The organism is Cupriavidus sp. BIC8F, assembly GCF_032465815.1.
GTDB classification, from domain to species: Bacteria; Pseudomonadota; Gammaproteobacteria; order Burkholderiales; family Burkholderiaceae; genus Cupriavidus; species Cupriavidus necator.
This window is the reverse complement of the sequence record NZ_CP136094.1, coordinates 1,699,078-1,716,491: the sequence shown is the minus strand read 5'-3', so window position 1 is coordinate 1,716,491 and position 17,414 is coordinate 1,699,078. Positions and strand designations below refer to the sequence as shown.

Sequence of the window (17,414 nt, the reverse complement as noted above, 5' to 3'; positions counted from 1 at the left end):
ATGCCATCCGTAAGAGCAATCGAGTGGAACTATCACGGCCATCGGGGCTCCAATTAGCACTCACCCGGCCTGAGTGCTAATATGTGTTGCAATGCCGCCGGCCCAAGAGGCGCGGCACCCCGGCAACCGAACCGCCGGATGCGAAAGGAGCCATTGAGTGAACGCAGTCTTGTCTGCCGACCAAACCCTGAATAACCGTCTGCCGACGGCACCCCGGAGCACGGGCAGCTTTGCGCTGACCTTCCCGGCCACCGTTGGCAACCTCGACAGCTATATCCAGGCTGTCCACCGGATTCCGCTGTTGACCGCGGAGGAAGAGCAGCGCCTGGCGCGCGAGCTCCGCGACCACGATTCCGTTGATGCTGCCCGCCAGATGGTGATGTCCCACCTGCGCCTGGTGGTGTCGATCGCCCGCCAGTACCTGGGCTACGGCCTGCCGCACGCCGACCTGATCCAGGAAGGCAATATCGGCCTGATGAAGGCCGTGAAGCGCTTCGACCCCGAACAAGGCGTGCGCCTGGTGTCGTATGCGATGCACTGGATCAAGGCCGAGATCCACGAATACGTGCTGAAGAACTGGCGCATGGTCAAGGTGGCCACCACCAAGGCCCAGCGCAAGCTGTTCTTCAACCTGCGCAGCCACAAGCAGGGCGCGCACACGTTCACGCCGGAGCAGGTCGAGGCCGTGGCGCGCGAGCTGAACGTCAAGCCCGAAGAAGTGATGGAGATGGAAACCCGCCTGTCGGGCGGCGACCTGGCGCTGGAAGGCCAGATCGACGACGGCGAAGAGGAATTCGCCCCCATCGCCTACCTGGCGGACAACCACAACGAGCCCACCCGCGTGCTGGAAGCCAAGCGCCACGACCGCATGCAGGTCGAGGGCCTGGAAGAGGCGCTGGGCAAGCTGGACGAACGCAGCCGCCGCATCATCGAGGCGCGCTGGCTGCACGTCGAGGACGACGGCTCGGGCGGCGCCACGCTGCATGAGCTGGCTGACGAGTTCGGCGTCTCGGCCGAGCGCATCCGCCAGATCGAGGCCGCGGCCATGAAGAAGATGAAGGGTGCGCTGCAGGCATTCGCCTGATCCGCTCCCCCAGCCATGCAAAAGGCCGGTCCACTGGACCGGCCTTTTTGTTGCCCGCGAGAGGGAGAGTGCGACGTTATGCCGCACCCCTTCCCTCCCTTTCACGTCACGACAGCAGCTGTTTCAGGTCGTGCGCGATCGGATCCGGACCCTGGCCGTGGCGGATGAACAGCCGCAGCTTGCCCTCCGGGTCGAACACATAGCTGCCCGCGGAGTGGTCCACCGTGTAGTTGCTCGGGGAGCTGCCCGGCACCTTGGCGTAGAACACCTTGAAGTCCTTGGTCACCTTCTGCAGTGCGGCTTCGTCGGCCGGGCGCAGCCCCAGGAAGCGCGCATCGAAGGCTGGCACGTACTGGGCCAGCAACGCCTGCGTGTCGCGTTCCGGGTCGACCGTGACGAACAGCACCTGCACGCGGTCGGCGTCCGGGCCCAGTTTCTCCATCACCGCCTTCAGTTCGGCCATCGTTGTCGGGCACACGTCCGGGCAGTGGGTGTAGCCGAAGAACATCACCACCGCCTTGCCCTTGAAGTCGGCGATGGTGCGCACCTTGCCGTGATGGTCGGTCAGCGAGAAGTCCTTGCCGAAGTCCGCCGCGCCGGTGATATCGACATTGCGGAACGAGGCCTTCTGCTGCCCGCAGGCAGCCACGGCCAGCGCAAGCGCGGCCAGCAGGGAAAAGCGGCGGAAGGCGGCGAACAGGCCGGAGGCGGGGCTTAGGCGGGGCATGCGGCGGAAACCGGTCAGGGGTGGGGGGAACAGCGGCACCAGAGGGCGGCGACATCACGCAGTATCGCCGATCGGGCCGCCACGCTGCGCCGGCCGCGACAAGATGCCGCAGCCGGTGGGCCACAGGTCAGACCTGCGGCACGAACTTGAAGTAGTGGTCGACCAGCAGCGCGGCGAACAGCAGCGACAGGTACAGGATCGAGAAGCGGAAGGTGCGCTGCGCCAGTTCGTCTGAATAGTTGCGGTACATCTTCCAGGCGTAGGCCAGGAAGCCCGCGCCCAGCGCCAGCGCGGCCGCCAGGTAGATATAGCCGCTCATGCCGTAGACAAAGGGCAGCAGCGTCGCGGCGATCATGATCAGCGTGTACAGCAGGATATGCAGCAGCGTGTAGCGCTCACCGTGCGTGACCGGCAGCATCGGCAGGCCGGACTTGGCGTAGTCGGCGCGGCGGTACAGCGCCAGGGCCCAGAAGTGCGGCGGGGTCCAGGTGAAGATGATCAGCACCAGGAACCAGGCTTCGGCCGGCACCTCGCCCGCCACCGCGGCCCAGCCCAGCGCCGGCGGCATTGCCCCGGACAGCCCGCCGATGACGATGTTCTGCGGCGTGGCCGGCTTGAGCAGGATGGTGTAGACCACCGCGTAGCCAAGGAAGGTGGCAAAGGTCAGCCACATCGTCAGGTCGTTGGCGTAGACGTGTAGCAGCCACATGCCGGCGCCGCCCAGGACAGCGGAGAACACCAGGGTCTGCGGCGTGGTGATCTCGCCGGTGGCCGACGGGCGCCACGCGGTGCGGCGCATCAGCGCGTCAATCTTCTGTTCGACCAGGCAATTGATGGCAAAGGCCGCACCGGCCAGCAGCCAGATGCCGGCGGCGCCGCCGATCAGCACGCGCCACGGCACCATGCCGGGCGTGGCCAGGAACATGCCGATGATGGCGCAGAACACGGCCAGCTGCGTCACGCGCGGCTTGGTCAGGGCGGCATATTGTCGGGCAAGGTGCCGTATCCGGCTCAACTTGCCCAGGGAATGGGGGTGGGTAGCGGTAACCACGGAAGGGGTCTTGTCTTTCATGTGGCGCGGGCGGCGTTCGGCACGGCAGCGGGGACGCCGGCGGCCCGCATGGTGAGCCCTGCGAGCCCTGTATTGTAGTGGAGGCGGACCAGCAGCAGCAGGAGCAGCGCCGCGCCGCCGTTGTGCGCAACCGCGGCCACCAGCGGCCAGTCGAACACGATATTGGACATCCCGGTGGCCAGCTGCAGCACCAGCGTGCCCAGCAGCCAGCCGGCCGCGCGCGCGAGCCCTTCAAGCCGGCGCGCGCGCAGGCCGAGCCACGCCAGGTAGCCCAGCACGACAAAGGCAAAGCCGCGGTGCACCCAGTGGATCGCCACCAGCGCCGCGTGCGGGATGTAGTCGCCGTCGGCGGTCATGCCCAGCTGGCGCCACAGCGTGAAGCCGTGGCGGAAATCCATCGCGGGCACCAGCTGGCCGTTGCACAGCGGGAAGTCGGTACAGGCCAGCACCGCGTAATTGGTGCTGACCCAGCCCCCCAGGAAGATCTGGATCACCAGCAGCAGCAGGCCGATGCGCACCGGCCAGCGCAGCCGCGCCGCCTGCGCCGCGACCGGGTGCGGCGGATCGTTGCGCGATCCCAGCTGGATCAGCACGGCCAGCAGGGCCATGCCCAGCATCAGGTGCGTGACCACGATGACGGGCTGCAGCTTCAGGGTCACGGTGAAGGCGCCGAACGCGCCCTGCACGCACACCAGCAGCAGCACTCCGGTGGCGAACCACGGCGACTGCTTCAGCTCGCGCCGCTTGACCCACGCCAGCACCATCAGCGTGATGATCAGCACCCCGACCGCCATGGCGAAGTAACGGTGGATCATCTCGATCCACGCCTTGGCCAGCGTCACCGGGCCGCTGGGCAGTGCGGTCTCGGCCGCGCGGATCGGCTCCATCGCGGCGTGCGGGTTGGAGTGCCCGTAGCAGCCGGGCCAGTCCGGACAGCCCAGGCCGGAGTCGGTCAGGCGGGTGAAGCTGCCGAACATGATCAGGTCCAGCGTCAGGAACGCCGTGATCCAGGCGAGCTTGCGGTACTTGTTGCGGTCCCCTTTCACCAGCACGTAGGACAGCGGGAACAGCGCAATCAGGATGCCGATGATGGCCAGTTGCAGCAGCATGCCGTCCCCTTTAGCCGATGCGCGAGACCTTGAGCAGCTTCTTCAGGTCGCCGCTCATCTTTTTGGGGTCCGGGTCCTGCGGGAAACGCATCATCAGGTTGCCCAGCGGGTCGACCAGGAACAGGGTGTCCTCGGCGCGCTTGCCGGGTTCGGCCGGCAGCCACTGCTGCGCGGCCTGGCGGTCGATGCGCAGGAAGCGCACACCGGCGTAGGGCTCGTTGTAGGCGGCGGTCAGGCGCTCGTCGATCTTGCCGTCGTCGGTCACCAGCCACACCGGCACGATGCGTTCGCGGTCCTGGCCCTGCCCGGCGCGGATCTGGCGGATGGTGAAGAGCTTCTTCGCGCAGGCCTCGTCGCAGGCGGACGGATCGGCGGTCACCAGCAGCCATTTGCCGCGGAACTGCTCCAGCGGCACGGCCCGGCCCTGCTCGTCGGTGACGCGCACCGGCGGCATCGGCCGCTGCGGGTCGACCAGCGCGCCGTAGTTGGTGGCGCCGCCGCGCGGCTTGATCACGTAGTAGGTGAAGTAAGAGGCAATCACCGGCGACGCGCACACCAGCAACAGCATCAGCATCTGCAGGCGGCCGCGGCGCGTGCGCGCATCGATGCGGGTATCCGGCGGCGAGGCCGCGGCGGCCGGGGCGGAGTCTTGCTGTGCCATGGAGTACGTCTGTCCTTTGTCTTCGGCGAGCGCATGCGCCCGGTTCATTCGAGTTACGGTGCGGCCACCCGGCGCGCGCGGCGCCAGCCCAGCACGGTCACCAGCACCACCGTCAGCGCGGCCAGCCCGAACCACTGGAAGGCATAGCCGTAGTGCCGGTCCGCGCCCAGGTCGGCCGGGGCCCAGTCGCGCGCCAGACCGTCGCCGGTGTCGCTGCGCTGCTCCAGCACCAGCGGGTGCAGCGCCAGGCCGGTTTCGGCCGCATAGGCAGCGATGTCCAGGTTCTGGCGGATCTTGCTGCCGGCGGCGTCCTGGCCCAGGCTATAGACCCGCGGCACGGCCGCCAGTGCCGTGCCTTCGATCGTTACCTCGCCCTCGGGCGTGGGGAACGGCGCAATCCGGGTGCGGTCCTGGGCATCGCGCGGCAGCCAGCCGCGCAGCACCAGCACCGACTGCATGGCGCCGGCGGCACCTGCGGGCGCCAGCGAGCCGGCTGAAATCCGCAGCGGCGTCAGCACCAGGAAGCCGGCGCGGCTATCCCCGGGGCTGCTGCCATTGCCGTGGGGGCGATTATCCAGCAATACGGTGCGGGCCGTGTCAAAGCGCCCGGTCACGCGGACCGTGCGGTCGGTCACAACTTGCGGCAGCGGCGCCGTGCCCAGCACCACCGGCGGCTGCGTCGACAGCGCCTGCAGCCGCGCCGCGCGCGCCTCTTTGTCGTGCGCGCGGTTGAGCTGCCAGTTGCCCAGCGCGCAGGTCACGGCGATCACCACCAGCGCGGCGGCTAGCGGCAGCGGGCTGAACAAGCGGCGCACTGTCATCGCCAGGCGGGACCACAACGCGGGCCGGTGCGATAATGGGTTTCTCCGTCGCTCTTTGCCCCGACCTGCCCCGCCATGCGCATTGTCATCATTGTTGCCTTCATCCTGATCATCGCCAGCCTGGCCTCCGCCCTGTTCTTCATGATGCGCGACCGCGGCACGACGCCCAACATGATGCGCTCGCTGATGCTGCGCGTCGGGTTCTCGGTGGCGCTGTTCCTGTTCATCCTGTTCTCGAACTGGATGGGCTGGATCCACAGCACGGGCATCCGCATGGCGCCCTGAACGCCAGGACGCGGGCAGCAGGCCCGCAAAAGACAAACGCCGCAGGCTGGACAACCTCCTGCGGCGTTTCTCTTTTGCGTTGGCGCCGGCGGGCCCCCGAGGGGCGCGCCGGCGGGTACGGCAGCCGGATTTACAGCCAGTACACCACGACGTAGAGGAACAGCCACACCACGTCAACAAAGTGCCAGTACCAGGCAGCGCCTTCGAATGCAAAGTGGTGGTCAGGCGTGAAGTGGCCCTTCAGCACGCGGATCAGCACCACGGTCAGCATGATTGCGCCCATGGTGACGTGGAAGCCGTGGAAGCCGGTCAGCAGGAAGAAGGTGGAGCCGTAGATGCCCGAGGACAGCTTCAGGTTCAGTTCCGAGTAGGCGTGCATGTACTCGTACACCTGGAAGCACATGAAGACCGCGCCCAGCAGGATGGTCAGCACCAGGCCCTGGATCAGCTGGCTGCGCTTGCCGGCCAGCAGCGCGTGGTGCGCCCAGGTCAGCGTCAGGCCGGACATCAGCAGCAGCGCGGTGTTGATGGTCGGAATCGGCCACGGACCCATGGTCTGGAAGCTTTCCACCACGCCGGCCGGGCCGGTGTTGGGCCACACCGCGGCAAAGTCGGGCCACAGGATCTTGTTGTTCAGGTCGCCCAGCCAGGGCATGGCGATGGTGCGGGCATAGAACAGCGCGCCGAAGAAGGCCGCGAAGAACATCACCTCCGAGAAGATGAACCAGCCCATCGACCAGCGGAACGACAGGTCGATGTTCTTGCCGTACATGCCGCCTTCGGACTCGCTGATGGCGTCGCCAAACCAGCTCTTGAGCACGAACAGGAACCACAGCAGGCCGAAGCCGCACAGGTACGGCGCCCAGGGCTGCCCGTTTACCCAACCGGCGGCTCCCGCGCCCGTCATCAGCAGGCCGAAGCTTGCCGTGATCGGGTGGCGCGACGGGCCCGGTACGAAGTAGTACGGAGCGTTTGCGCGATTCGCACTCATTCTTTTATCTCCAGCTCAGAGTCTTTGATTCAGTATTCGTGATCCGCGCTTTGGCACTGCGGGCCGCCCCCTCCTCTGGGCCGGCCCCGCCGCCGCGGTTGCTTTGTTCTGCGACTGCTTTTGTTGTCTACCCGTCCTGCCCTGCTATCCCGCTGCCTGCCCCACCACGATGCGCACGATGACCACCAGCACCGCGATGAAGATGGCCGCCGCGATCACGCCGGCGATCACCACATGCACCGGGTTCAGCCGGGCCATGTCGCGCTCGTGCTCGGCGCCTTTGCGCAGGCCGATGAAAGACCACAGCACCGCGCGCATGGTCTGCCCGAACGACATCTTGCGCTTGACCGCGTCCTTCATCTCATCCATCGCCCGTCCTCCTCTGCCCCGGCATGCACCGCGGCCGCCTCAGATGCCCTTGCCGGCCGGTGCCGGCTGCGGCGCCAGCTGGCCCTCGGGCGCCTGCGCCACCGGCGCGCCCACCTCGAAGAAGGTGTACGACAGCGTAATATTCTTCACATCCTTGGGCAGCGCGGGATCGATCACGAACACCACCGGCATCTCGCGCGCCTCTTTCGCCTTGAGCGTCTGCTGCTTGAAGCAGAAGCACTCCAGCTTCATGAAATACTGGGTCGCCTGCTTGGGCGCGTAGCTCGGGATGGCCTGCGCCGAGATGTCGCGCGGCTGCCCGTTGGCCACCTCGTAGACGATCGTCGCCATCTCGCCCGGGTGCACTTCCATGCTGTTCTTCACCGGCCGGAAGGCGAAGGGCCCGCGCGCGTTGGAGTCGAACTCCACCGTGATGGTGCGGCTCTTGTCGACCTGCGTGTTCTTCACCGCGCCGTGCAGCTCGCGCGTGGTGATCACGTTGATGCCGGTGATCTCGCAGATCTTCTTGTACAGCGGCACCAGCGCATAGCCGAAGCCGAACATCACGGCCACGATCACGACCAGGCGCAGCATCATGCCGCGGTTGAACCGCTTGTCCGCTTCCCTGCCAGTCTGCTGGTCGATGCTCATCTCGCTACCCTGCCGCCTCAGCCAAGAAACATCATCTTGGCGAAGAACCCCAGAAAGAAAACCACCACGATCGACAGCAGGATCAGGCCAAGGCGGCGGTTGGCGGCCTTCTGGTCCGGGCGTGATGGGCTTTTGTCTGGAGACTGCATAGCTGCTTCTGTTGCCTGCCGGCGCGGGAGGCGGACGCTGCCGCCTCCCGCTGCCTGATTACACTGGCCGCGCCTTAGCGGACCTGCGGGGGAACTTCAAAGGTGTGGAACGGCGCCGGCGACGGCACGGTCCACTCCAGGCCCTCGGCGCCATCCCAGGGCTTGTCGGCGGCCTTCTCGCCACCGCGGTACGACGGCAGCACCACGAAGAAGAAGAAGTACACCTGCATCAGGCCGAAGCCCAGTGCACCGATCGACGCGATCGCGTTGAAATCCGCGAACTGGGTCGGGTAGTCGGCATAGCGTCGGGGCATGCCGGCCAGACCCAGGAAGTGCATCGGGAAGAAGGTAACGTTGAAGAAGATGATCGAGCCCCAGAAGTGGATCTGGCCGCGGGTTTCGTTGTACATGAAACCGCTCCACTTCGGACCCCAGTAGTAGAAGCCCGCGAACAGCGCAAATAGCGAGCCGGCCACCAGCACATAGTGGAAGTGCGCCACGATGAAGTAGGTGTCCTGCAGCTGGATGTCGATCGGGGCCACGGCCGGCATCAGGCCGGTGAAGCCGCCGATGGTGAACACGAAGATGAAGCCGATCGAGAACAGCATCGGGGTCTCGAAGGTCATCGAGCCGCGCCACATGGTGGCGATCCAGTTGAAGATCTTCACGGCGGTGGGCACCGCGATCAACATGGTCGCGTACATGAAGAACAGCTGGCCGGTCACCGGCATGCCGGTCGTGAACATGTGGTGGGCCCACACGATGAACGACAGGATGGCGATCGAGGCGGTGGCGTACACCATCGAGCTGTAGCCGAACAGGCGCTTGCGGGCAAACGCCGGCACCACTTGCGAGACGATCCCGAACGCCGGCAGGATCATGATGTACACCTCGGGGTGGCCGAAGAACCAGAAGATGTGCTGGTACATCACCGGGTCACCACCACCGGCGGCCGAGAAGAAGCTCGTGCCGAAATGGCGGTCGGTCAGCACCATGGTGATGGCGCCGGCCAGCACGGGCATCACGGCGATCAGCAGGTAGGCGGTGATCAGCCAGGTCCAGCAGAACATCGGCATCTTCATCAGCGTCATGCCCGGGGCGCGCATGTTGAGGATGGTCACGATGATGTTGATCGAGCCCATGATCGACGACGCACCCATGATGTGCATCGCGAAGATGGCCATGTCCATGCCGGGGCCCATCTGCACCGACAGCGGCGCATACAGGGTCCAGCCGGCGGCAGTGGCGCCGCCCGGGACCAGGAACGAGCCGGCCAGCAGCAGCGCGGCCGGCGGCATCAGCCAGAAGCTGAAGTTGTTCATGCGCGCGAACGCCATGTCGGACGCGCCGATCTGCAGCGGGATCATCCAGTTGGCGAAGCCGACGAAGGCCGGCATGATCGCGCCGAACACCATCACCAGGCCGTGCATGGTGGTGAACTGGTTGAACAGCTCGGGGCGGAAGAACTGCAGGCCCGGCTCGAACAGCTCCAGGCGGATCAGCAGTGCCAGCAAGCCGCCCGACAGCAGCATGATGAACGAGAACAGCAGGTACAGCGTACCGATGTCCTTGTGGTTGGTGGCGAACAGCCAGCGGCGCCAGCCATGCGGGTGGTCGTGCGCGTGGTCGTCATGCGCATGATCGTGCGGATGGGCGAGCGCGTCCGGGGTAGCAGTACTCATCGCAAATGCTCCTCTAATCCTGTTCTGTCTTCAGCGGGTCAGCCCGCGACGCGGTTGCCCGCGAGGCTGGCCTGCTTGTCAGCCTTGTCGGCCGGCTTGGCTTCGGCCTTCGGCGCTTCGCCGCCTGCCGCGCCGCCGCCCTCGGGGAACTTGCCCGCGCGGGCGCCCACGAAGTCGCTCGGCTGGATCACTTCACCCGTCTTGTTGCTCCAGGCGTTGCGCGTATAGGTCATGACCATGGCCAGCTCGGTATCCGAGAGCTGCTTCCACGACGGCATGCCGCCCTTGCCTTCGAGCAGGATGTGCATCTGGCCGGCCTTGGGGCCGTTCACCACCTTGGAGCCGTCCAGAGCCGGGAAGGCCCCGCCGCCCTTGCCGTTGGGCTGGTGGCACACTGCGCAGTTGGCTGCGTAGATCTTCTCGCCGCGCACCTTGGCCTCGTCCAGCGTCCAGGTCTTGTTGGGATCGTCAGCCTTGGCCGCCAGCTCCTTCTTCTTGCCGTCGACCCACTTGGTGTAGTCGGCGTCCGAGACCACGCGCACCACGATCGGCATGAAGGCGTGTTCCTTGCCGCACAGCTCGGCGCACTGGCCGCGGTACACGCCGATCTTTTCGGCCTTGAACCAGGTGTCGCGCACGAAGCCCGGGATCGCATCCTGCTTGACGCCGAAGGCCGGGATCATCCAGGCGTGGATCACGTCGTTGGCGGTGGTGACGATGCGGATCTTCTTGTTGACCGGCACGACCAGCTCGTTGTCCACCTCCATCAGGTAGGTGTTCGACTTGGGCTGCTCGTTGTTGATCTGCTCGCGCGGGGTGGTCAGGGTCGACACGAAGGAGATGCCTTCGCCTTCGCCCTTCAGGTAGTCATAGCCCCACTTCCACTGGTAGCCGGTGGCCTTGATGGTGATGTCGGAGTTGGTGGTGTCCTTCATCGCCACCACGGTCTTGGTCGCCGGCAGGGCCATCGCAATCACGATGATGAACGGGACGATGGTCCAGATCACTTCGACCGTGATGCTCTCGTGGAAGGCAGCAGGCTTGGCACCCTTGGACTTGCGGTGCTTGAAGACGGAATAGAACATCACGCTGAATACCGCGATGAAGATCACCGTGCACATGATCAGCATCATCCAGTTCAGCCAGTGAATCTGTTCGGCGATCTTGGTAACCGGCTCGGTCAGGTTGAGCTGGCGCACGGCGGGGCCGCCCGGCATGTCGCTGACCGCGGACGCCGCCTGGCTGGCAAGCAGGGACGCGCCGGCCAGACAAACTGCGGATGCCTTCTTCCACATTTTCATTTGTTATCTACCCAATTTACAGATTCAAATCTGTCCCCGCCGCCGCCACCGCCGCCTCTCAGAGGCGGCGCAAGGCCGCTGCGAGCTCCTGCGCGAACTTGCGTCGCCGGTACGGGTCCACGTAACACCCCACCTGTACCTCACGCCTGCCCGAGCGCAGCGTCACCAGCGCGCGGAACGATTCACCCAGTTCGACCCGCACCCAGCGCGGGTTGAATTCCTGGCGCGTCACCTTTGTGCCGCTGGCTGTCTCCACGACCAGCATGCCGTCGGTAATGCTGACGCGCTCATAGTCTGTCGCATGGCGCGCATACACCAGCAGCGCGATCCCCAGCCCGATCAGCTCGATGCTGGCAAACGGCAGCACGAGCCAGGACCCTTGCCACGCGAAAAACAACGCGATGGCAAGCGAAACCGTGAGGATCGAGAGGTAAAACCAGCCGACCTGGCGTGGAGACAGCGAGCAATTCCGCTTCATCAGCCAGTCGTGGGGCGCGGGGAGAGGTCCGTCGAGATTTCCGCCGGAGTCACCACCTGCCGTCTGGAGTGCGATACCCAAGTCTTGCATCGCCAACCACTCTGCATCGGATGCACACCCGGGACGATGGCGTCCGGGCCGCACAGTGCAAGTGCAAAACCAGGACGTTCTTGTGCCAGGGGACCACTGCGACAAACTGGCGCATTATAGGGCGCTTCCTATACACGGACAAGGGCGCGCCTTGACCGGACGGCTTGCGCGCCGCTTGATTCTGTGCATAGGGAGGAGCCCCGCCATCGCCCTGCCCGCCGCGCCGGCGCTATGTTTGCGGCAATCCCGCACCGGCGCAAGTTAACTCTGTTTTAACTTGTCCGACGCGGCCTTGCACGGCCGATCTGGTCCAGCGGCACCACCGCGCGGCCCTGGTCGTCGACCGCCTGGCCGCCACGCTTGGCCAGCTTCCAGGCGTGGCCGTAGACGATCTCGAAGCTCAGCGGGATCACGCCGTCGGCGTTGCGCCGCCGCTCCAGCGCCTGCGCCAGCGCCTGGTACCAGCCGCGGCCGCGCAGGCCCTGCGGCAGCGCCCCAGCCGGCCCGCGCAGGCCGCCGAAGGCCTGCACCTCGCGCAGCAGCGTGGCGGGGGACTCGTAGGTCACGGTCAGCGTTTCCATGTCCATCACCGGGGTGGACCAGCCGCTGTGCACCAGCATGTCGCCGATATCGTGCATGTCGACAAAGCGCAACGTATGGGGAGCTTCGTCGACTTCGGCAAAGGCCGCGCGCAGCTCCTTCAGGGTGTCCGGGCCGAACAGCGAGAACAGCACCAGCCCTTCGTCGCGCGCCACGCGGTGCCACTCCGGGAACACACGGTGCGGCTCCGGATGCCAGTGCAGCGCCAGGTTGGACCACAGCAGGTCGAAGCTCGCGGGCGCAAAAGGCAGTGTGGCAAGATCGCCCTGGACCAGGTCAAAGAGCGGCCGCTTGCCCAGCATGCGGCCGATCCAGCCGGGCCGGCGCTGCGGGTCGCGCTGGCCGGCCTCGGCCAGCATCGCGCCGGAGATGTCCAGCCCGGCAATCTGCGCATCCGGGAAGCGCGCGCGCAGCCCGGCCAGGCCCTGGCCGTGGCCGCAGCCGATATCCAGCGCGCGCTGCGGCGCCAGGCGGATCACTTCCATGCGCTCCTGCATGCGGCGGCCGATCTCGCCGAGCAGGAAGTCCAGCTGGCCGAAGCCGCGGCTGCGCCGGTCGAAGGCGAGCCGGGTCAGGCGCGCGGGCGGCAGGAAGGCATCGGGGGAATCAGCGGCATGCAGGGACACGGGCAGACAGGGCAGCAAGAAAACCAGGAACCGGCGCGCGGACAGATACAGGATCAGGCCGGGGCGCCGGATGAACGCGGCCGCCGCGCCCGATGGGCCGCGGCCGGACGGCAAGTATACGCGCGCGCCGCGCTGGCTGCCGGCGCCGCCGGCAGGGTGCTGGCCGGCGCCGGCGAACTGCTGCTGCCAAGTGCCTGCGCGCTGTGCGGGGCGGTGCAGCGGCAGGTGGTCTGCGCAACCTGCGCCGCCGACCTCCTGCGCCCGGTGCGGCGCTGCCCCGCCTGCGCGCTGGCGCTGGGGCGCCACTTCCACTGCCCGGCCTGCGCCGCATCGCCCCCGGCATTCGATCACGCCCACACGCTGGGCGACTACGCGTCGCCCCAGGACCAGCTGGTGCTGGCGCTCAAGTTCGGCCACGCGCTGCCACTGGCGGGCTGGCTCGCGGCCCGGCTGGCCGCGGGGCTGCCGGGGGCCTGGGCCGGCGCCCGGCGGGCGCCGCCCGACCTGATCGCCCCCGTCCCCCTGTCACCGCAGCGGCTGGCCGCGCGCGGCTTCAACCAGGCCTGGGAAATCGCGCGGCCGCTGGCGCGCCACCTGGGCCTGCGCGCCGACCCGGTGCTGCTGCAGCGCCAGCGCGACACCGGCAGCCAGCGCGCTGGACCTGGCCGCCCGGCAGGTGAACCTGCGCGGCGCCTTCAGGCTGACGCGCGCCGTGCGGCTGGACGGCCTGCACGTGGCGCTAGTGGACGATGTGATGACCTCCGGCGCCACCCTGCACGAGGCCGCCAGCGTGCTCAAGGCGCATGGCGCGGCCCGCGTCAGCGTGATCGTCGCGCTGCGCACGCCCTAGACCACTGAATCACTGAAATTGGTCGGTGCCTGCCACGTCATGCGGGCGCATCGCGTCGTTGCAAATGCTCGCAATAGCCGTGCTATTGCTGCGCTTTGCGCCTAGCGCTGCATCCCGCATGACATGTCCTTCACCTCCCATTTCAATGATTCAGTGGTCTAGCGTCTGGATGACAGTGGCCGGTGCGCGCGGTAAGCTGCGCACCGTTCTGACGAAGGGCGCAGCGCGCCCGCCATCCCCCCGCATCATGTTCAACGTCGTCCTGGTCGAACCGGAAATCCCGCCCAATACCGGCAATGTGATCCGCCTGTGTGCCAACACCGGCGCGCGGCTGCACCTGGTCAAACCCCTGGGTTTTCCGCTGGAAGACGCGCGCATGCGCCGCGCGGGACTGGATTACCACGAGTACGCCACCATGCGCGTGCATGAAAGCTGGGACGCGCTGATGGCCAGCGAACAGCCCGACCCGGCGCGCATGTTCGCGCTGACCACGCGCGGCTCGACGCCGTTCGGCCAGGTAGCGTTCCGGCCCGGGGACTGGTTCGTGTTCGGTTCCGAGACGCGCGGGCTATCACCGGAGCGGCGCGACTGGTTCCCGCCCGCGCAGCGCATCCGGCTGCCGATGCGACCCGACAACCGGAGCCTGAACCTTTCGAACACGGTCGCCGTGGTGGTGTTCGAGGCGTGGCGCCAGAACGGGTTCGAAGGCGGCAGCTGAGCCGCCCGGCCAGCGCCTACTCCGGCTGCACGCCGGCGGCGCGGATCACCTTGTCCCAGCGTGCCTTCTCGCTCACCATGGTCTGGCGCAGCGAGGCTGGCGCGGTGCCGGCCGGCACGAAATACTGCGCGCGCATCTTGTCGCGCACGTCGGCGCTGCCGATGATCGCCACCAGCTCGCGGTAGAGCCGGTCGATCACGGCCTGCGGCGTGCCCGCCGGCGCCAGCACCGCCTGCCAGGAGATCGCCTCGAAGCCCGGGTAGCCGGATTCCGCCACCGTCGGCACCGACGGCAACACCGCCGTGCGCCCCGTGGTGGTCACGGCCAGCACGCGCAGCTTGCCCGCGTTGACCTGCGGCATCGCGATCGCCGGCACCATGAAGCCCGCCTGCACCTGCCCGCCCACCATCGCCGTGGTGATCTGCGGGAAGCCGGGGTACGGCACGTGCTGCAGGTCGATGCCCGCCATCGCCTTGAGTTGCTCCATCGCCAGGTGCGAGGCGCTGCCGTTGCCGGGCGAGCCATAGTTCAGCTCAGCCGGCTTCGACCGTGCCAGCGCGACGAACTCGCGCAGGTTGTGCACCGGCAGGCGCGCATCCACCACCAGCACGTTGGGCGAGGTCGCCACCAGCGTGACCGGCGCCAGCTGGCGGAACGGGTCGTAGTTCAGGTTGCGCGACAGCGTCGGCGCGGTCACCAGCGGGCCGTTGATGGTGAACAGCAGCGTATAGCCGTCGGGGGCGGCGCGCGCCACCATGCCGGTGCCGATATTGCCGCCGGCGCCGGGACGGTTTTCCACCACCACCGGCTGGCCCAGCGCTGCGGCCAGCTTTTCGGTCACGATGCGCGCGATCAGGTCGGGCGACGAGCCCGGCGGGAACGGCACCACCATGCGGATCGGCCGCGCGGGCCAGGGCTGGGCGAAGACGCTGCCGGAAGTCCCGGCGGCGCAGGCAGCCGCCAGCGCGATCAGCGCTTGTCGTCGTGTGGGCATGCGGTGCAGAGGATCAGAAGGTGGATACACGGGTAGTCATTCGTCGCGCGCGTCGCGCTGCAGCAGCTGCGCCACCGCATCGGCGGCGCTCAGCCCGTCGAACAGCACCGCGCAGACCGCGCGGGCGATCGGCATTTCGACGCCGTGCGTGGCGGCCAGCTCGGCCACCGCCTGGGCGCAGCGCACGCCTTCGGCGACATGGCCCAGCCCGGCCAGGATCTGCTCCAGGCTCTGCCCCGCCGCCAGCTGCTGGCCGACCTTGCGGTTGCGCGACAGGTCGCCGGTGGCGGTCAGGATCAGATCGCCCACGCCGGCCAGGCCCATGAAGGTCTCGACCCGGCCGCCCAGCGCCAGCCCCAGGCGCGTCATCTCGGCCAGCCCGCGCGTCACCAGCGCGGCGCGCGCGTTCAGGCCCAAGCCGAGCCCGTCGCTGGCACCGGTGGCGATGGCCAGTACGTTCTTGACCGCACCGCCGACTTCCACGCCGGTCAGGTCGTCGCAGCCGTAGATGCGCATCGCATGATGGTGGAAGGCCGCCTGCGCGCGGTCGGCCAGCGACGGCTCGTTGCCCGCCACGGTCAGCGCGCACGGCAGCCCCAGCGCCACCTCGCGCGCGAAGCTGGGGCCGGTCAGCACGCCGTAGGCAAAGCCCTCGGTGCGCCCGGCGGCGTCGAGCTCGGCCCGCACCATCTGGTGCGGCAGCAGGTGGGTGCCGGACTCGAAGCCCTTGCACAGCCACAGCATCGACACCGGCCTGGCGCTGCGCGCGGCCAGCCGGCGCGTCATCTCGCGCAAGCCCGCCACCGGCGTTGCCACCACCACGATGCCGTCGGCATCGTCGGCGGCATGCGCCACGGCCTGCTCGAAATCCGCCTGCACCGTCAGCCGCCCGGACAGCGTCACGCCAGGCAGGTAGGCGGCGTTCTCACGCGTGGCCGCAATCGCCGCGAGCTGCGCGGGATCGCGTCCCCACAGCACCACGTCGTTGGTGGACGCGGCATGGCTGGCGAGTGCGGTGCCCCAGGCACCGGCACCGAGGAAGGTCAGTTTCATGGCAGCTCGAACAGAAGATGGCGCGGAGGTTCACGCCACCGATGGTAGTCCAAAGTCAAAACGGGGCCGCAGCCCCGTTTCGATGATGGCTCAGGCCGCCGGAATCAGTGGCGGGCCTGGCTGCCGTCGGGCATCACGATGCCGCTGTTGCCGCCTTCGGCGCCCTGAGCTTCTTCCATGGCAGCCTGCAGGCGTTGCTCATACAGCGCCTGGAAGTTGATTTCCGACAGGTGGATGGCCTGGAAGCCGGCGCGGGTGATCACGTCAGCGATATTGCCGCGCAGGTACGGGTACAGGATGGTCGGGCAGGCGATGCCCAGCAGCGGGTCCAGCTGCTCCACCGGCACGTTGCGGATGTCGAAGATGCCGGCCTGGTGCGCTTCCACCAGGAAGGCAACCTTGTCCTGCACCTTGGTCGTCACGGTGCCCGTCACCACCACCTCGAAGATCCCTTCCTGCAGCTGCGAAGCGCCGACGTTGACCTGCACTTCCACCGACGGGGCTTCCGATTCCAGGAAGATGCCGGGCGAATTGGGCTGCTCCAGCGACATGTCTTTCAGGTAGACGCGCTGGATGTTGAAGAAGGGTTGATCGTCCTGCTGGGTGTTTTGCTGGTCGCTCATGAAAGGCTTCCGGGAGGATGGGCTGGATGTGCATCGGGCGCGGCGGCCGCAGCCCTTGCGTCGTGCAAGGCTGGCCGGTGCCCGGTTGGAAAACGCATATGGTACATGACGCGGGTGGCGAATTCACCCGCGCCGGGGGTGTGCCGGAACCAGCCCGGCCCGGAATCAGACGATTCCGAGCCAGCGCCGGCGCAACGGGCTCAGGCGGCCAGCAGCGGCACCAGGCCGCCCTGGCGGTCCAGCGCCGAGAGGTCGTCGAAGCCGCCCACGTGGGTCTCGTCGATGTAGATCTGCGGCACGGTGCGGCGACCGGTACGGGCCATCATCTCTTCACGCTTGCCGGGTTCGCGGTCGATCAGGATCTTCTCGATCATTTCCACGCCCTTGGACTTGAGCAGGCGTTCAGCCATCAGGCAATACGGGCACACCACGGTGCTGTACATGACGACACGGGCCATGCGGGTTCTCCTTGAATGCAAT

At 67.4% G+C, this 17,414-nt stretch carries 20 protein-coding genes and 1 pseudogene; 4 read left to right on the top strand and 17 right to left on the bottom strand.

What is annotated here, in order from left to right:
• Positions 1–157: 157 nt before the first annotated feature.
• A complete protein-coding gene (rpoH, locus tag RS901_RS08075) occupies positions 158–1,084 on the top strand; it encodes an RNA polymerase sigma factor RpoH (RefSeq protein WP_114132175.1) in 927 nt (308 codons plus the stop codon).
• 106 nt (positions 1,085–1,190) lie between these two features.
• On the opposite strand, the gene RS901_RS08070 is transcribed toward rpoH, so the two are convergent.
• The 5 genes from RS901_RS08070 to RS901_RS08050 form a co-directional block, all read right to left on the bottom strand.
• Positions 1,191–1,811, bottom strand: coding sequence for an SCO family protein (locus RS901_RS08070; RefSeq protein WP_013955447.1), 621 nt, complete (start codon positions 1,809–1,811; stop codon positions 1,191–1,193).
• Between the two features lie 127 nt (positions 1,812–1,938).
• Positions 1,939–2,883 carry a heme o synthase gene (gene cyoE / locus RS901_RS08065; protein WP_037025354.1) on the bottom strand — a complete coding sequence of 315 codons (945 nt, stop codon included), beginning with the start codon at positions 2,881–2,883 and terminating at the stop codon, positions 1,939–1,941.
• Complete coding sequence (locus tag RS901_RS08060; RefSeq protein WP_316152718.1) at positions 2,880–3,992, bottom strand: COX15/CtaA family protein; 1,113 nt, start codon at positions 3,990–3,992, stop codon at positions 2,880–2,882. The genes cyoE and RS901_RS08060 overlap by 4 nt, the downstream gene beginning before the upstream one ends.
• Positions 3,993–4,002: 10 nt before the next feature.
• On the bottom strand, positions 4,003–4,653 hold the full coding sequence (locus tag RS901_RS08055) for an SCO family protein (protein WP_194946769.1): 651 nt from the start codon (positions 4,651–4,653) through the stop codon (positions 4,003–4,005).
• A 53-nt stretch (positions 4,654–4,706) separates the two neighbouring features.
• Positions 4,707–5,474 (bottom strand): SURF1 family protein, encoded by a 768-nt coding sequence (locus RS901_RS08050; protein ID WP_316152715.1) that lies wholly within the window; start codon positions 5,472–5,474, stop codon positions 4,707–4,709.
• A gap of 75 nt (positions 5,475–5,549) precedes the next feature.
• On the opposite strand from RS901_RS08050, the gene RS901_RS08045 reads away from it, so the two are divergent.
• Positions 5,550–5,759, top strand: a complete 210-nt coding sequence (locus RS901_RS08045; RefSeq protein ID WP_013955442.1) for a twin transmembrane helix small protein — start codon at positions 5,550–5,552, stop codon at positions 5,757–5,759.
• 130 nt (positions 5,760–5,889) lie between these two features.
• Here RS901_RS08045 and RS901_RS08040 read toward each other — a convergent pair whose 3' ends face one another.
• From RS901_RS08040 to RS901_RS08005, 8 genes are all read right to left on the bottom strand, one after another.
• On the bottom strand, positions 5,890–6,750 hold the full coding sequence (locus RS901_RS08040; protein ID WP_316152712.1) for a cytochrome c oxidase subunit 3: 861 nt from the start codon (positions 6,748–6,750) through the stop codon (positions 5,890–5,892).
• Positions 6,751–6,894: 144 nt separating this feature from the next.
• Positions 6,895–7,119: a DUF2970 domain-containing protein gene (locus RS901_RS08035; protein ID WP_114136416.1), complete on the bottom strand. Its 225-nt coding sequence runs from the start codon at positions 7,117–7,119 to the stop codon at positions 6,895–6,897.
• Between the two features lie 39 nt (positions 7,120–7,158).
• Positions 7,159–7,770: a cytochrome c oxidase assembly protein gene (locus tag RS901_RS08030; protein WP_316152708.1), complete on the bottom strand. Its 612-nt coding sequence runs from the start codon at positions 7,768–7,770 to the stop codon at positions 7,159–7,161.
• 17 nt (positions 7,771–7,787) lie between these two features.
• The gene (locus RS901_RS08025) at positions 7,788–7,919 is read right to left on the bottom strand and encodes a cytochrome oxidase small assembly protein (RefSeq protein ID WP_010814819.1); all 132 of its coding nucleotides are present in this window, start codon (positions 7,917–7,919) and stop codon (positions 7,788–7,790) included.
• 74 nt (positions 7,920–7,993) lie between these two features.
• Entirely contained in the window at positions 7,994–9,601 is a 1,608-nt protein-coding gene (ctaD, locus tag RS901_RS08020; RefSeq protein ID WP_010814820.1) for a cytochrome c oxidase subunit I, read from the bottom strand.
• A gap of 38 nt (positions 9,602–9,639) precedes the next feature.
• Positions 9,640–10,902: a cytochrome c oxidase subunit II gene (gene coxB, locus RS901_RS08015; RefSeq protein WP_114136414.1), complete on the bottom strand. Its 1,263-nt coding sequence runs from the start codon at positions 10,900–10,902 to the stop codon at positions 9,640–9,642.
• Positions 10,903–10,960: 58 nt separating this feature from the next.
• Positions 10,961–11,470 (bottom strand): DUF2244 domain-containing protein, encoded by a 510-nt coding sequence (locus tag RS901_RS08010; protein WP_316153420.1) that lies wholly within the window; start codon positions 11,468–11,470, stop codon positions 10,961–10,963.
• Positions 11,471–11,742: 272 nt separating this feature from the next.
• Positions 11,743–12,696 carry a methyltransferase domain-containing protein gene (locus RS901_RS08005; RefSeq protein ID WP_316152698.1) on the bottom strand — a complete coding sequence of 318 codons (954 nt, stop codon included), beginning with the start codon at positions 12,694–12,696 and terminating at the stop codon, positions 11,743–11,745.
• On the opposite strand from RS901_RS08005, the pseudogene RS901_RS08000 reads away from it, so the two are divergent.
• Both RS901_RS08000 and trmL read left to right on the top strand, forming a co-directional pair.
• A pseudogene (locus RS901_RS08000) lies at positions 12,685–13,546 on the top strand (ComF family protein). The gene RS901_RS08005 and the pseudogene RS901_RS08000 overlap by 12 nt on opposite strands.
• A gap of 247 nt (positions 13,547–13,793) precedes the next feature.
• Positions 13,794–14,264 carry a tRNA (uridine(34)/cytosine(34)/5-carboxymethylaminomethyluridine(34)-2'-O)-methyltransferase TrmL gene (trmL, locus tag RS901_RS07995; RefSeq protein WP_316152695.1) on the top strand — a complete coding sequence of 157 codons (471 nt, stop codon included), beginning with the start codon at positions 13,794–13,796 and terminating at the stop codon, positions 14,262–14,264.
• Positions 14,265–14,280: 16 nt separating this feature from the next.
• Here trmL and RS901_RS07990 read toward each other — a convergent pair whose 3' ends face one another.
• The 4 genes from RS901_RS07990 to grxC all read right to left on the bottom strand — a co-directional run bounded on the left by RS901_RS07990 (position 14,281) and on the right by grxC (position 17,392).
• A complete protein-coding gene (locus RS901_RS07990) occupies positions 14,281–15,258 on the bottom strand; it encodes a Bug family tripartite tricarboxylate transporter substrate binding protein (RefSeq protein ID WP_013955432.1) in 978 nt (325 codons plus the stop codon).
• 36 nt (positions 15,259–15,294) lie between these two features.
• Positions 15,295–16,311, bottom strand: coding sequence for an NAD(P)H-dependent glycerol-3-phosphate dehydrogenase (locus RS901_RS07985; protein ID WP_316152692.1), 1,017 nt, complete (start codon positions 16,309–16,311; stop codon positions 15,295–15,297).
• A gap of 104 nt (positions 16,312–16,415) precedes the next feature.
• Positions 16,416–16,934: a protein-export chaperone SecB gene (gene secB / locus RS901_RS07980; RefSeq protein WP_010814828.1), complete on the bottom strand. Its 519-nt coding sequence runs from the start codon at positions 16,932–16,934 to the stop codon at positions 16,416–16,418.
• Between the two features lie 200 nt (positions 16,935–17,134).
• A complete protein-coding gene (grxC, locus tag RS901_RS07975) occupies positions 17,135–17,392 on the bottom strand; it encodes a glutaredoxin 3 (RefSeq protein ID WP_013955430.1) in 258 nt (85 codons plus the stop codon).
• Between the last annotated feature and the right edge of the window lie 22 nt (positions 17,393–17,414).

What these genes read in the sequence shown, in the direction of transcription:
- secB (WP_010814828.1), bottom strand. Translation starts at nt 16,934, where the DNA reads ATGAGCGACCAGCAAAACACCCAGCAGGACGATCAACCCTTCTTCAAC.
- RS901_RS08010 (WP_316153420.1), bottom strand. Translation starts at nt 11,470, where the DNA reads ATGCAAGACTTGGGTATCGCACTCCAGACGGCAGGTGGTGACTCCGGC.
- RS901_RS08040 (WP_316152712.1), bottom strand. Translation starts at nt 6,750, where the DNA reads ATGAGTGCGAATCGCGCAAACGCTCCGTACTACTTCGTACCGGGCCCG.
- RS901_RS08025 (WP_010814819.1), bottom strand. Translation starts at nt 7,919, where the DNA reads ATGCAGTCTCCAGACAAAAGCCCATCACGCCCGGACCAGAAGGCCGCC.
- RS901_RS08030 (WP_316152708.1), bottom strand. Translation starts at nt 7,770, where the DNA reads ATGAGCATCGACCAGCAGACTGGCAGGGAAGCGGACAAGCGGTTCAAC.
- trmL (WP_316152695.1), top strand. Translation starts at nt 13,794, where the DNA reads ATGTTCAACGTCGTCCTGGTCGAACCGGAAATCCCGCCCAATACCGGC.
- RS901_RS08070 (WP_013955447.1), bottom strand. Translation starts at nt 1,811, where the DNA reads ATGCCCCGCCTAAGCCCCGCCTCCGGCCTGTTCGCCGCCTTCCGCCGC.
- ctaD (WP_010814820.1), bottom strand. Translation starts at nt 9,601, where the DNA reads ATGAGTACTGCTACCCCGGACGCGCTCGCCCATCCGCACGATCATGCG.
- cyoE (WP_037025354.1), bottom strand. Translation starts at nt 2,883, where the DNA reads ATGAAAGACAAGACCCCTTCCGTGGTTACCGCTACCCACCCCCATTCC.
- RS901_RS08045 (WP_013955442.1), top strand. Translation starts at nt 5,550, where the DNA reads ATGCGCATTGTCATCATTGTTGCCTTCATCCTGATCATCGCCAGCCTG.
- grxC (WP_013955430.1), bottom strand. Translation starts at nt 17,392, where the DNA reads ATGGCCCGTGTCGTCATGTACAGCACCGTGGTGTGCCCGTATTGCCTG.
- RS901_RS07985 (WP_316152692.1), bottom strand. Translation starts at nt 16,311, where the DNA reads ATGAAACTGACCTTCCTCGGTGCCGGTGCCTGGGGCACCGCACTCGCC.
- RS901_RS08055 (WP_194946769.1), bottom strand. Translation starts at nt 4,653, where the DNA reads ATGGCACAGCAAGACTCCGCCCCGGCCGCCGCGGCCTCGCCGCCGGAT.
- RS901_RS07990 (WP_013955432.1), bottom strand. Translation starts at nt 15,258, where the DNA reads ATGCCCACACGACGACAAGCGCTGATCGCGCTGGCGGCTGCCTGCGCC.
- RS901_RS08050 (WP_316152715.1), bottom strand. Translation starts at nt 5,474, where the DNA reads ATGACAGTGCGCCGCTTGTTCAGCCCGCTGCCGCTAGCCGCCGCGCTG.
- coxB (WP_114136414.1), bottom strand. Translation starts at nt 10,902, where the DNA reads ATGAAAATGTGGAAGAAGGCATCCGCAGTTTGTCTGGCCGGCGCGTCC.
- RS901_RS08060 (WP_316152718.1), bottom strand. Translation starts at nt 3,992, where the DNA reads ATGCTGCTGCAACTGGCCATCATCGGCATCCTGATTGCGCTGTTCCCG.
- RS901_RS08035 (WP_114136416.1), bottom strand. Translation starts at nt 7,119, where the DNA reads ATGGATGAGATGAAGGACGCGGTCAAGCGCAAGATGTCGTTCGGGCAG.